The following is a 12,514-nucleotide window of genomic DNA, read 5'->3' as shown; positions in this document are numbered from 1 at the left end:
AAAGCAGGGCAAAACTAAATTTTAGCTGAATAGATAGGCTGCAACCATGAAAATCGATCCCCTTCCACTGACCATTCGTCCCACTAGTGCATATTTTAATTAAGAGGAAGGAATTTTTTTACCCGTTTATCAAACAGGCTGGAAGGAGGAATGTTTATCAGAATACTTCTCTCATTGTTTCTCAGTTTCACTATTTTCTGTTTCCTTAATGGAATTTCAGAATCTTTGGCAGGCAAGCAGGCTGATGATACGTTAATAGTGGCTCATCGAGGTGCTTCTGCATTAGCCCCTGAGAATACAATTTCTTCCTTTGATATGGCTGTCACCCTTGGGGCTGATTACATCGAAGTCGATGTTCAGATGACCGGGGACGGCAAACTGGTGGCCATGCATGATGTGACAGTGAACCGGACAACTAATGGAACAGGAAGAATTAAAAGCTTAACCTTTGAAGAGCTGGCTGTTCTTGACGCAGGAAGCTGGTTCAGCCCGAAATTCAAGGGAGAAAGAATCCCGTCTCTTGAGAAAATCCTTGACCGGTATGAGGGACGAACCGGAATCCTGATTGAACTCAAGCATCCGTCCATTTACCCAGGGATTGAAGAGGAACTGGCAAATATATTACGCAATAGGTTTCCTGCAGACAGCCCCGCATCCCCGATAATTGTGCAATCGTTTGATCGCCAGTCCATTCAGGAATTTCACCAGCTGCTTCCTGGTGTCCCGACTGGAATCATTGTTGGAGATTCGGAATTCACCTCTGGGGAAGATCTATTTGCCGTTGATGGTTTCGCTACTTTCATCAATCCTAAAGCAGCCCTTGTAGATGCGGATTTCATGCAGCAGGCAAAAGAAAGAAACTTGAATGTCTTAACTTGGACAGTTTCTGACTCGAAAACGGCACGGAGCTTGCGCAACCTCAATGTAAATGGCATCATTACCAACTACCCTGTTGAACAATACTACAATTCAACCTCCTTGCTTGAAAAAACCTCGTTCCTGCTCAGCGCACTCAGCCTTCTCGCCATGCTCTTTATAAAAAAATGATTGGATTTTCTATATATTCGCCTTTTTCAAATGAAAGAACAGAGAAAATCCAGCCTATTTTCTCTGTTTTTTTGTGTAACTCATTCTTCAGTCTGCTCGTCTTCAGTTTCATCGCTATCTTCTTTTCCCACATCATCCAGAGGCAGCCATTCAAGAAGCTCGGCTATCACTTTATTCACCTTTCCATTTACTTCTTCCCCCCCGAATTTGATGATGGCTTTAGTCAATAACCCTTCGTTCTCTTCTGTCAATTGGAGAAGCGGCTTATCTTCCACTGATTCATTATACAGCTCAATAACAGCATCAAGCCCTTCAGACAAATGGTCGATTGCCTCACTAAGCTGATTCCTTTCCTGGTCATCAATTTTCACACTCGTCCGCCCCCAGGTGATTTTTTTTTAGTATGTCCTTTTATCATCCTATCAATTGATAGACTGAGCATTTCATTCCTTTATAATCATTTTCGTTTTTCACATGAACCCTGTCCTTTAGGGACACGATAAGCAGGACTACCTTACTATTGGAGGATTTTCAAAATGCATGATGTTTATAGAGATACTATTACGATAGAAGATGAGAATGGACGCCAGGAAAAATATATGGTGGAAGCATTGTTTGAGATGAAGGGCGGTTCTTATGCCATGTTGAAGTCCGATAACAATGATCATACGATTGTCATGAAGGTCGAGGAAGAGGGACCCGAGCAGTATCTTGTCAATATCAAAAATGAAGAGGATTATGAATCCATCCTTGCAGCATACGAGATTGCTGTGGAAGGAACGGGGAATCTTGAAATGGACCATTCATAGAAAATGGAGCTCCTGATAACAGGAGCTCTGTTTGTTTTTCCAAAAATACCGGTCTTCCCTATGATATAGCCGCTGTTTTTGATTCAGTCCCATCTGCAGAGTCCAGCTTCTTCATGATAACTGCATAAAAGGCTGTGCCTGTCAGTCCTAAAATCATCAGAACGGCTCCCATCAAAACCGGAGAAATCCATTGTCCGGCAATGATGAGAAGCGAGGCGACAATCATTGCTCCATAAAAAGTTAAACTGTAAAACGCCATATAGGTACTTCTGGCATGGGATGGCGCCAGATCACCTATCATGGCTTGTTTGATGGGAACATACATCAGTTCACCGACCGTTCCGATAAACATCACAATGAATAAAACCCAAATATTGTTCGTAAATGCCAAAATGCTGAAGCAGGCAGTGAAAACCGACATACCCGTGACAAGAGTCCAGCGGTCTTTCCATCTTTTAAACAAAAATATAACGGCTGCCGAGAGAATCACGACAAGTAATGTATTCTCTGTCCGCAGAAAGCCAAGCAGCTTTGTACCATCAAGAACGAAATCAATGCCAAGGATAGAGGCTGATTGCTCAGGGATATCCCTTTCCAGCCTGATGGCAATATAGTTGGTCAGGGACTGCTCTAAGGAAAAAACCAGAATCGCTCCTGCAATATAGTACATAAAAAGTTTGTCTTTCATCACTGCAGCATATTCAAGCAGAATGGAGTTCTTAGAATTGGGTTTCCTTGGGAGTTCTGGTGAAGGGTTTGGAGTGTAGGTTTCTGAGATGAAGAAAACAGTTATAAGAACAGATAGCAAAGAAATAGCCGATATTCCGATAAAAAGCTCGAACAGGTAAGATTTAAAAAGAAACGCTCCTATGATTCCCCCTAGGGCTGTTGCCAAATTCCCCAGCCAGTAACTGATGGTGAACACGAATTTTCTGGAATTGGAATCCGTCACATCTATGATCATTGCCTGTGCTGCAGGCTGGAACATCCCCCCGCAGAACATGTTGATAATAAACAATGCTGCTGATACATATGGGAGGTCGAACCATGGTGAATTACAAACAGCGATCAGGAGATAAGAAAAGAGGACACCGACCTCGGAATAAATCATAATTTTTCTTCGGCCGATTTTATCAGAAATATGGCCGCCTATAAATCCCCCTACTACTCCACTGATGACAACCAGCATTAAGATGAGCCCCGTTTCCGCAGCCCCGATCTTTCGGGCAAAGTAGATTGCCAGAAAAGGGATCACCGCCATGGAGATGAGCCCCCCTAAGAACTGCATCCCCAGTCTCAGTCTAATATTCGGGTGAATGTCTCTCAATTTCATGCCGTCTCCTCCTTACTATTTGGTGATTGGTGCAAATAGACGCAGCGCTTGGATTGTCAATGCGTCCCATAACGAGTGAGCAGCTTCATTAATATAAGTCAGTCTCATCCCGTTTAAAATTGCCAGATATGATTGTGCCATCAACGCTGGAGTTTCCTTATAGAAAACTCCCTGCCGCTGCCCCTGTTCAATAACTGGAGTGATAGCATCCACAAAGGTTTCCACAAAACGGTCCAGTTCCTCAAACAGCAGGGGATAGCGGTCCGGCCTCCCAAGAACCTGCTGGATAAGACGGAGGAATTCACTGCGCCCTGAAAATAAATCCACATGGTACTCAATCATCTGCTTGATCTTGTCTAAAGGATCTCCTTCAAAGTACTCTTCGACTTTAAAAAAGTACGGCTTGATTTCATCCAGGGGTTCCAGAACAGCTGTCTCATACAAGATTTCTTTTGTCTCAAAATATGTAAATACTGTCCCGAAACTAACTCCTGCTTCTTTTGCGATTACCGCAATCGTTGTTTCTGCATATCCTTTCTCACTGAACACTCTGATGGCTGCATGTAGAATAGAGGCTCGTTTTAGCTTCTTTTTCTCGGTCATGGATAATGGTTGGTCAGACATTGATATAATCCTTTCTCTATAAAATTGATTGATCAATCAATCAAAAACATAACATGTATTTCACTAATTGTAAATATATTCTATTAAATATCTTTTTCACCTATAAAAAAGCCGGTCCCACCTCTCTCCCCGGAGAATTAGAGACCGACTGCATGTTTGCAAGTGGTACTGCTTTATATTTACAATCGTTTGGCACTATAATTCAGCGCGGCGTTCTGTTTTTCTCCCGTCAAGCTGAAAAAAGCGACAGCCCCAAGGAGAGCTGTGATGAATAATATGGCTCCCATTGGCACAGCAGTTGTCTCATCTATCCCTACAAGGGGTGAAACGGCTGATCCAATGACCAGCGGAAGCATTCCCAACACAGCACTGGCACTTCCGGCACGATGGCCTTGATGTTCCATGGCCAAAGTAAAAGAGCTTGTCAGGACCATTCCCATTGTGGTCATGTAGATGAATATCGGAATAACCACGGCTGCCAGAGGACCTTCTATGATGGTCATCACAAGAAGGAATGCAGTAGCAGTTACCGCTATAATGGCAGCTGTCTTAAGCAGCCTGCGCTCTGTAACAATTCCTCCCAAGCGGCCAATGATAAAGCTTCCGGTGATGATGGCCAATCCGTTTATCCCAAACAATAAACTGAAAACCTGGGGGGAAACACCATAAATTCCTTGATAAACAAAAGGCGTACCCGCAACATATGCGAAGCTCCCGCCGTGAATCAATCCGACAGTCAAAGCATATCCGATAAATGAACGGTCTTTCATCAAGCTGCCCATCGTCCGTAAAGAACTGCCTACAGAACTGGGGAGCCTGCTTTCGGGCGGGAGCGTTTCTTTCAGCTTAAAAGCTATGACCAAAACAATGAGAACCCCGAGAAAGCCAAGGAAATAGAAAATCGTATTCCATGTGGAGAACGGAAGCAGCAAAATAGCTCCCCCTGTAATCGGCGCAATCATTGGTGCAGTCGCATTGATGACCATCAAGAGGGCAAAAAATTTAGTCAGTTCGCGGCCGCTGAAAACATCCCTTACCACCGCCCTTGATAAAACAACTCCTGCAGATGCAGTGAATCCCTGAAGAAAACGGGCTGCTATTAGAACCGAAATATTCGGAGCAACAGCACAAAGGATCGATGATAAGGCGAATAGAAAAATGAACAGCAGCAAAGGGCTTCTTCTCCCTTTCGCATCGCTGATCGGCCCCACCACCATTTGGCCGGCTGCCAGTCCGATCAGGCAGCTTGTCAAACTAAGCTGAACCTGTGAGGCACTTGCGCCTAAGTCTGAAGCGATTCCTGGAAAACTCGGTAAATACATATCTATGTTCAGGGGACCGAGTACACCAAGCATTCCAAGGAGAAACGCCAGTCCGATCCGTTCCTTCCCTGTCGGCTGTTTAATCATTTTTTCAAACAACTTCCTTCCTCAAGCCTTTTCAGCTTTTTCCAATTAATCAATTGATTCTAGCAAAAATTCCAGCCCTCTTTCAAAAGAAAAGACTCGGACACCCTCTGTAAAAATAAAAGGCTGTTTTCGCATATATTGTTGCTTCCGGAAAAATTCCAGAAGCCGGATTTCCCCCCCTGCATACTACGTTTTTCGCTCTGAACGAAGAGAGAAGCTCTTTTCTCTCTTGCTAAACAGGGGTTTTTCCGAATCATTACTCCACTATCTTTCGGAATTATTATCAAAAAGCAACAAAGTTTACGAAAACAGCCAAATAAAAACAGCCGAAGTTTCAAAACTCCACCTGTTTTATTCTGCTGATAACAAATCCAGCCCTTTATGGATTTCAGAAATGACTTCTTCGTCTTTTTCTTTTTCAAGAAACATTTGAAGCGCATTGCCTGCTTCACTGCCGCCGATTTTGCCCAGGGCCCAAGCAGCAGTTCCCCTGATAACCGGCCTTACATCGTTATTCATCACAAAAATCAAGTCAGGAATCGCCGTTTCATCTTTGTAGTGGGCCAATGCAATGATGGCATTTCTCTGAATCGGCTTCTTGCCTCTCCATGATCCTGACACATGACCATATTTCTCTTTGAATTCTCTGTTGCTGATCGTCAGCAGCGGTTTCAACAGCGGCTTGGCAATCTCAGGGTCTGGTTCCATTTCCCAGTGATTATGAAAATCCTTGCCTTTGTTCTCAGGACAAACTGTTTGACAAGTATCACAGCCATACAACCTGTTTCCCAGCTTCGTCCTGAATTCATCAGGCAGGAATCCTTTGGTTTGGGTCAGGAAAGCAATGCAGCGCTGTGCATTGAGCTGTCCTCCTTCCACGATCGCTCCCGTCGGGCAGACATCTACACACTTGTTGCATGTTCCACACTGATCTTCCATAGGTTCATCAGGTGCAAAAGGCAGATTGGTAATCATTTCACCCAAATATACATAGGAACCGAATTCCGGTGTAATGATTGCACAGTTTTTGCCGCTCCAGCCAATCCCTGCCCGCTCGGCAACCGCCCTATCCGCAAGCTCTCCTGTATCAACCATTGATTTAAACTGAGCTTGGGGCACCATGGATTTAATATAATCTTCCAATTTTGCCAACCGGTCTCTTAGAACATCATGGTAATCAGTGCCCCATGAGGCTCTGCAGAAAATCCCGCGCCGTTCGCCTTTTTTGCTTTGTGGGGCATTTTTCATTCTGGAAGGATAAGCGAGAGCAATCGCTATGATTGATTTCGGACCTTCAAAGATCAAGGAGGGGTCCACACGCTTCTCGATATCCTTTTCTTCAAAACCTGACTGATATCCAAGCAGTTCCTGTCTCAGCAGCCTGTTCTTCATTTCAGAAAAAGTATCGGCTGTAGTGAATCCGATTTTATCAATCCCAATTTCTTTGCTGTATTCGATGATATCCTGCTTCAGCTTATCCAAATCCATCGCTCTCTCCTCCTTTCGAATATCTTCATGAAGATCACCTCTCCTGGTGCGTGACTCCGCAGGGCGGGCGGTAAGCTAAAAAGCGGAAACGTCCTTTCAGCACCATACAAATTGGCAGGCTCTCGCATGAGATTAAGCTATCACGAAGAGTCATAGCGGTTCTTCGATGATGATTTATCGCAAGGAGAGAGACCAAAAATCCGCTTCGCTGGCTGCCGGAACTGGATTGCCAGCTAACTCTGCAGGAGATACCACCTCTTCCGCTCCAAGCAACTATTAAAATTCCAGAAACTACTATTTTTAAGAATAAGATAGGAAATTATTTTAGTTTAAAACATTAAATTCGCTTAAATGAAATATAGCCGTGTATTATGATAAACTATTTTAAACTAAATGTGGAGGGAAAATTAGTGGAAATTACGATCAGCCCTGTAATTGCAGCCAAAGTGAACGGCTTTAAGACCGGCTTTATTCACTATCATAATATCGAAGTAGACACGTCCCCTCAAATGCTGAAGGGGAGACTGCAGCTGTTTCAGGAATCGATTTTCTTTGATTTGCAGGAAAAGCTTGTGACGGAAATCGACGGGGTTGCCCAATGGAGGAAAATATTCAAAGCGGCCGGAACAGACCCGAACCGCTACCGCCATTCAGCAGAAGCTTTATATAGAAGGATCAAAAAGCAGAATTATCTGCAGACAATCAATTCGGCCATCGACCTGAACAATTTTTTTTCACTTCAATATGAAGTGCCGATCGGCATCTATGACCTTGATAAGTTACAAGGGTCCATCATCGAACTTAGAATTGGCACAGACGGTGAAACATACATCGGTTTGAACGGCAGGGAAAACTCACTGAAAAACCTGATCATTGCTTGCGATGAAGCAGGTCCATTCGGCAGCCCGTTTGTCGATTCTTCAAGAGCCCCCGTGACAGAAGGAACTAAAAATGCGGTTCAGATTATTTACCTGAAACCGTCCCTTTCTTTAGAGGAAAGTGAAAAATTGACGAAATCGCTTATGGATATGTTTGTTTCGATTCATGGCGGGACAGCCCGTTTCTCAGTTCTTTAGAGCCAAGTCCAGTACATGCACTTTAAAACCAGGGAAGTAACACCCGACAAACACCATTGGCGGCCTTTCAATAATGCTCTCTTCGTAAACTTTGTTGCTATTCAATATGAATGTCAAATACTATTTTGATGATTCACCGGATCCCCCCTTGTAAGCAGGAACGAAAAGAGCTACTCTCCCTTTTTCGAGGGGAAATCTCTGGAATACAGGGGAAAAAGCGGGCTCTTGGGATTTTTCCGAAGCAAGGAATGCGAAAACACCCTTCAATAAAAACCGGCCAAATGGTCCCGCAGTACTAGGGATATATTTTTATAGCAAGCCAGCCGGGACGTCCAGTCAACATTAAAAAAGCAGTAATAAGAGGCTGGGACATAAGTTGAAAACTAATTGATTTAAGTAGAAATAATCGAAAATAAAACCGTATGAGATCAAGGTTATATACTTGACTTCATGCGGTTTATTCATGTTATTAGACTCCGTATTTAAAGGTGTTGCTTTTAAGGTTATTTACCGCTTCTTTCTGAACGTAGGCGGATTGGAGCGGAAGGTGTGCGGCCTCCTGCGGGGCTAGCGGGACAGGTGAGACCCCGCAATCTAGCTGTAGCGCCCAGCCCCTCGGGGTCGTGCACCTGGAGCGGAAATCCATCCTTTTTACTCTGCCACATTCTTTGCGAAAGGCTGTTTTCGTATATATTGTTGCTTTCGGAAAAATCCCAAAAGCCTGATTTTTCCCCTGTATACTAAGTTTTTCGCTCTGAACGAAGAGAGAAGCTCTTTTCTTTCTTGCTAAACAGTGATTTTTCCGGTTCATTACTCCTCTATCTTTCGAAATTATTATCAACTAGCAACAAAGTTTACGAAAAGAGCCTTGCGAAAAGAGCTTTTTTATAGGTTTTGTCCCAGCCTCTCCGGGAAAAAAGGTAGAACTTATACCCACCACATATCCGCGGGCTGTTCTTCAATCAATATGGATTTCAGGTTTTTCACTGCCCGGGAGAATCCTTCTTCAATGGACATGATAGGATCTTCATGTTCAATGCTGACAACGTAGTCATAACCGAAAGTCCGCAGCGCACTCATCATATCAGACCACTCCTGCATACTATGCCCGCACCCGACCGAGCGGAAAGACCAAGCTCTCGTTTGAACGTTTCCATATGGCTGCATATCTGTCAGGCCGTACATGTTGACATTATCCTGATCGATATAGGTATCCTTGGCGTGAAAATGATGGATGGCACCTGCTTTGCCAAGGATTTTAATGGCTGCAACCGGGTCGATTCCCTGCCACCACAAATGGCTTGGATCAAGGTTTGCTCCAATGGCCTCACAGGTTTGTTCCCGCAGCTTCAACATTGTATAAGGGGTGTGGACAAGAAATCCGCCATGCAGTTCCAATCCGATTTTTACGTTATTCTCCTGGGCAAGCCTGCCTATCTCTCTCCAGTAAGGTATGAGTTTCTCTTCCCATTGCCATTTTACTATGTCTCCATATTCATTTGGCCAAGGGGATACCGGCCAGTTTGGATATTTTGCCCCTTCATGGTCACCAGCAGTTCCGGAGAAACAGTTAACGACTGGAACATTCATCTTGCCGGCTAGTTTTATTGTTTTTTCTAAAGCAAAGTGAGATTCTTCCGCAACGGTTTTATCAGGGGAAATCGGGTTGCCATGGCAGCTGAAGGCACTGATGACCAGCCCTCTTGATGTGATCTTCTCTAAATACTCTTTCCGTATTTGTTCACTTTCCAGCAGGGCATCCAGGTCGCAGTGCGCGTTTCCGGGATACCCCCCTGTTCCGATTTCAACGGCGTTAAGCCCCGATTCATTTACATAATCCAGCATCTCTTCAAGATTTTTTTGAGAAAATAGAACGGTAAATACACCTAATTTCATATTCGCTTCCTCCTATAGCAGCTTGATGCTATGCCCCTTTTCACTACTCTGATAAATGGCAGCAATGATCTGTGATACTTTCATAGCCTCTTTGGCTTTTACAACAGGCTTTTCAATCCCTAAGCAGCTTTTGATGAAATTCTCCGCTTGAGGCAGACCGGGATCATCTTCCCCTGCCGCCCAATCGACATTACTGCTCAGCAGCATTCCGTGCTTCCTTTGATTAAGGTGAAGCGGGAACAAATCAAGACCTCCTGTAAGGCCGGAAATGCTCATAACTTCTTCATCATGCTTTATATTCGCACTCCATGATGTTTCAAACAGCATGGATGCCCCATTATCAAATTTGATATAAGCTGTTACATGATCGTCCACTTCAAATGTATCACGGTCAAAGTTCCCCCACATATTGACTTCATCTGCCATTTTACTGAGTTTATTATAAGTTGTGCCTGTTACTTCGACTGGATTCGGATCGCCCAGCAGCCATAGAGATAAATCAAGGAAGTGGCATCCATAATCAATCAGGCTGCCCCCGCCTTGCAGTTCTTTATTGGTGAACACTCCCCAGCCAGGGACTTTTCGTCTGCGGACTGCTCTTGCTCTGGCAACGATCGGTTCTCCTATTTCATTCTGGTCAATCAGTTTTTTTGCCGCCCGGGTTTCTTTCATGAAACGGTAATGATAGGCAATGCTTAAAATTTTCCCTGATTCTTCTGAGGCGTCGATCATGTCCCGGCATTCTTCAGGTGTCATTGCCATCGGTTTTTCACAAAAAACATGGACCCCTGCTTTTAACGCGGCAATAGAGATTTCGGCATGAAATTTGTTGGGGGTGCAAATCGTCACGGCGTCTACATGGGCAAACATATCATGGTAATCAAGGAATACTTTTGGAATTTCAAAAGTGGCAGCCACATCTTCTGCTCTCTCGGAATCGACGTCACTGACTGCTTCAATAGTCACGATATTTGCTAATTTCTTATAAGCAGGAATGTGCCTGGATTGGGCTATTCCGCCAACACCAATCATCCCCATACGGAGTTTGAACATGCTGCAAACACCTCACACTATTTTAATGATCCGTTTCGTTTCATTTGATTCAAGTGCAGCCAATACAACCTGCAGAGACCTCAGCCCTTCAAGACCTGTGACAGCCGGTTCTCCATCCTCAATAATTGCACTGATAAACTGATCGATGATATGCGAAGTCACTTGACCGCCGTCCTCATTGGTTTGGATACCGCCAAGCTCGTATTTTGCTACTTCTCCTGTTGTATATTGAACTATCAGGGAATGAAGTGGATCATCTTCCAAGCGCAGAATGGCCTTTTCACCGTAAATGATTGTTGAATTATCTTCCTTCGATGCATATGACCAACTCGCAGCAAGAGTTCCTATTATGCCGCTTTCTGTTTTTAAAACACAAACAGCTGTGTCATCTACATCAGCATTCTTTTTGGCAGTGGTCTCTATGAAGGCGCCGACTTCGGTGAATTCTTCTCCCAGGATGAACCGCAGTAAATCTGTTTTATGGACACCAAGGTCACCCATTGCCCCGATGAAGGCTTCACTCTTCTTGAAGAACCAGCTCTCCTTGCCATCTGCACTCCAACCTTCCGGCCCACTGTGTCCAAATGCAGATCGGAAGCTGTATATCTTTCCGATTTCTCCGCCATCAATCAATTTTTTGGCTTTCTGATGTGAAGGAACAAAACGTTGATTGTGGGCAATCATTAATTTCTTTCCGCTGGTTTCTGCAGCTTGGATCATTTCCAGTGCTTCTTCTGCAGATGTCGCCATCGGCTTTTCACATAATACATGTTTCCCTGCTTTTAATGCCGATACAGAAATAGGAGCGTGGAGATAATTAGGAGTACAGACACTTACCGCATCAACCTCAGCATCTGCCAGCAGGTCTTGATACTTTGTATAGACTCTTGCACTATACAGGTCAGCCAGCTCATCAGCGCGGTTTTCAATAATGTCGCAGACAGCTGCAATTTCCACGTACTCGTTAGCTGCATATTCAGGAAGATGGCGGTGCCGCGCAATGCTTCCGCACCCGATCACGCCAATTTTTAATTTTTTCATAACTTTTCCTCCGATTCCTTTATTGTTTCAAGCGGCTTGGCATTTCCATAAACAGGTCTTTCACACTGGACAGGTGATGCCCACTTGACAGCATTCGTAATCACTTTTTGCACATCCGTGTTATAGTAGGTTGGATACGTTTCATGCCCTGGTCGGAAGTAAAATACTTTTCCATTTCCGCGCTTATACGTACAGCCGCTCCTGAATACCTCCCCGCCTTCAAACCAACTTACCATCACTAGCTCGTCAGGGGCAGGGATATCGAAATGTTCACCATACATTTCCTCTCTTTCAAGCTCGATGTACTCCCCAAGTCCATTTGTGATTGGATGGCCTGGATCCACAATCCAGATTCTCTCTTTCTCATCTGCTTCTCTCCATTTAAGGTCACAGGAAGTCCCCATCAACGTTTTAAAAATCTTGGAAAAGTGGCCTGAATGCAGAACAATCAGCCCCATTCCCTCAAGTACGCGCTGTTTGACCCTCTCTACTACATCATCTGATACTTCCTCATGAGCGATATGTCCCCACCATAAAAGGACATCTGTTTGTGTGAGCACCTCTTGTGTCAGACCGTGCTGCTCCTCATCAAGCGTGGCAGGCTTCACATTGAAAGATTCCTCTCCCAAGAATGAAGCAATAGCGCCATGGATGCCTTCAGGATAGATATCGCGGACTTTTTTATTCTTTTGTTCATGACGATTTTCGTTCCATACTATTACGTTCAACATGGTAAAA

Annotated in this window: 12 protein-coding genes; 3 read left to right on the top strand and 9 right to left on the bottom strand. The window is 44.3% G+C overall.

Annotated features, from left to right (window positions below):
- Nucleotides 1-150: 150 nt before the first annotated feature.
- The gene (locus tag AC4E8A_RS05620) at nucleotides 151-1,047 is read left to right on the top strand and encodes a glycerophosphodiester phosphodiesterase (protein ID WP_490197296.1); all 897 of its coding nucleotides are present in this window, start codon (nucleotides 151-153) and stop codon (nucleotides 1,045-1,047) included.
- An 80-nt stretch (nucleotides 1,048-1,127) separates the two neighbouring features.
- On the opposite strand, the gene AC4E8A_RS05615 is transcribed toward AC4E8A_RS05620, so the two are convergent.
- Nucleotides 1,128-1,418, bottom strand: a complete 291-nt coding sequence (locus AC4E8A_RS05615; RefSeq protein ID WP_490197295.1) for a hypothetical protein — start codon at nucleotides 1,416-1,418, stop codon at nucleotides 1,128-1,130.
- 165 nt (nucleotides 1,419-1,583) lie between these two features.
- On the opposite strand from AC4E8A_RS05615, the gene AC4E8A_RS05610 reads away from it, so the two are divergent.
- A complete protein-coding gene (locus AC4E8A_RS05610) occupies nucleotides 1,584-1,856 on the top strand; it encodes a DUF1292 domain-containing protein (protein ID WP_490197294.1) in 273 nt (90 codons plus the stop codon).
- 58 nt (nucleotides 1,857-1,914) lie between these two features.
- Here the strand turns inward: AC4E8A_RS05610 and AC4E8A_RS05605 are convergent, their stop codons facing one another.
- From AC4E8A_RS05605 to queG, 4 genes are all read right to left on the bottom strand, one after another.
- Nucleotides 1,915-3,189 (bottom strand): MDR family MFS transporter, encoded by a 1,275-nt coding sequence (locus tag AC4E8A_RS05605; protein ID WP_490197293.1) that lies wholly within the window; start codon nucleotides 3,187-3,189, stop codon nucleotides 1,915-1,917.
- Nucleotides 3,190-3,204: 15 nt separating this feature from the next.
- Nucleotides 3,205-3,813, bottom strand: coding sequence for a TetR/AcrR family transcriptional regulator (locus tag AC4E8A_RS05600; protein ID WP_490197292.1), 609 nt, complete (start codon nucleotides 3,811-3,813; stop codon nucleotides 3,205-3,207).
- Nucleotides 3,814-3,992: 179 nt separating this feature from the next.
- The gene (locus AC4E8A_RS05595; RefSeq protein WP_490198775.1) at nucleotides 3,993-5,222 is read right to left on the bottom strand and encodes a Bcr/CflA family efflux MFS transporter; all 1,230 of its coding nucleotides are present in this window, start codon (nucleotides 5,220-5,222) and stop codon (nucleotides 3,993-3,995) included.
- A gap of 351 nt (nucleotides 5,223-5,573) precedes the next feature.
- Complete coding sequence (gene queG / locus AC4E8A_RS05590; RefSeq protein WP_490197291.1) at nucleotides 5,574-6,710, bottom strand: tRNA epoxyqueuosine(34) reductase QueG; 1,137 nt, start codon at nucleotides 6,708-6,710, stop codon at nucleotides 5,574-5,576.
- Between the two features lie 410 nt (nucleotides 6,711-7,120).
- Here queG and AC4E8A_RS05585 point away from each other — a divergent pair, with 410 nt between their 5' ends.
- Nucleotides 7,121-7,786: a B3/B4 domain-containing protein gene (locus AC4E8A_RS05585; RefSeq protein WP_490197290.1), complete on the top strand. Its 666-nt coding sequence runs from the start codon at nucleotides 7,121-7,123 to the stop codon at nucleotides 7,784-7,786.
- 927 nt (nucleotides 7,787-8,713) lie between these two features.
- Here AC4E8A_RS05585 and AC4E8A_RS05580 read toward each other — a convergent pair.
- Genes AC4E8A_RS05580 through AC4E8A_RS05565 form a run of 4 tightly spaced genes read right to left on the bottom strand, consistent with a single transcriptional unit; the run spans nucleotide 8,714 to nucleotide 12,507 of the window.
- Entirely contained in the window at nucleotides 8,714-9,682 is a 969-nt protein-coding gene (locus AC4E8A_RS05580; protein ID WP_490197289.1) for a sugar phosphate isomerase/epimerase family protein, read from the bottom strand.
- A 12-nt stretch (nucleotides 9,683-9,694) separates the two neighbouring features.
- A complete protein-coding gene (locus AC4E8A_RS05575) occupies nucleotides 9,695-10,735 on the bottom strand; it encodes a Gfo/Idh/MocA family protein (RefSeq protein ID WP_490197288.1) in 1,041 nt (346 codons plus the stop codon).
- 12 nt (nucleotides 10,736-10,747) lie between these two features.
- Nucleotides 10,748-11,776 carry a Gfo/Idh/MocA family protein gene (locus tag AC4E8A_RS05570; protein WP_490197287.1) on the bottom strand — a complete coding sequence of 343 codons (1,029 nt, stop codon included), beginning with the start codon at nucleotides 11,774-11,776 and terminating at the stop codon, nucleotides 10,748-10,750.
- Nucleotides 11,773-12,507, bottom strand: coding sequence for a ThuA domain-containing protein (locus AC4E8A_RS05565; protein WP_490197286.1), 735 nt, complete (start codon nucleotides 12,505-12,507; stop codon nucleotides 11,773-11,775). The genes AC4E8A_RS05570 and AC4E8A_RS05565 overlap by 4 nt, the downstream gene beginning before the upstream one ends.
- Between the last annotated feature and the right edge of the window lie 7 nt (nucleotides 12,508-12,514).

The organism is Bacillus sp. SRL337 (assembly GCF_984799155.1).
This window is presented reverse-complemented; position numbering and strand designations above follow the sequence as displayed.

Coding starts and splice junctions, on each gene's coding strand:
- AC4E8A_RS05620 (WP_490197296.1), top strand. CDS start 151: ATGTTTATCAGAATACTTCTCTCATTGTTTCTCAGTTTCACTATTTTC.
- AC4E8A_RS05610 (WP_490197294.1), top strand. CDS start 1,584: ATGCATGATGTTTATAGAGATACTATTACGATAGAAGATGAGAATGGA.
- AC4E8A_RS05605 (WP_490197293.1), bottom strand. CDS start 3,189: ATGAAATTGAGAGACATTCACCCGAATATTAGACTGAGACTGGGGATG.
- AC4E8A_RS05600 (WP_490197292.1), bottom strand. CDS start 3,813: ATGTCTGACCAACCATTATCCATGACCGAGAAAAAGAAGCTAAAACGA.
- AC4E8A_RS05595 (WP_490198775.1), bottom strand. CDS start 5,222: ATGATTAAACAGCCGACAGGGAAGGAACGGATCGGACTGGCGTTTCTC.
- queG (WP_490197291.1), bottom strand. CDS start 6,710: ATGGATTTGGATAAGCTGAAGCAGGATATCATCGAATACAGCAAAGAA.
- AC4E8A_RS05580 (WP_490197289.1), bottom strand. CDS start 9,682: ATGAAATTAGGTGTATTTACCGTTCTATTTTCTCAAAAAAATCTTGAA.
- AC4E8A_RS05575 (WP_490197288.1), bottom strand. CDS start 10,735: ATGTTCAAACTCCGTATGGGGATGATTGGTGTTGGCGGAATAGCCCAA.
- AC4E8A_RS05570 (WP_490197287.1), bottom strand. CDS start 11,776: ATGAAAAAATTAAAAATTGGCGTGATCGGGTGCGGAAGCATTGCGCGG.
- AC4E8A_RS05565 (WP_490197286.1), bottom strand. CDS start 12,507: ATGTTGAACGTAATAGTATGGAACGAAAATCGTCATGAACAAAAGAAT.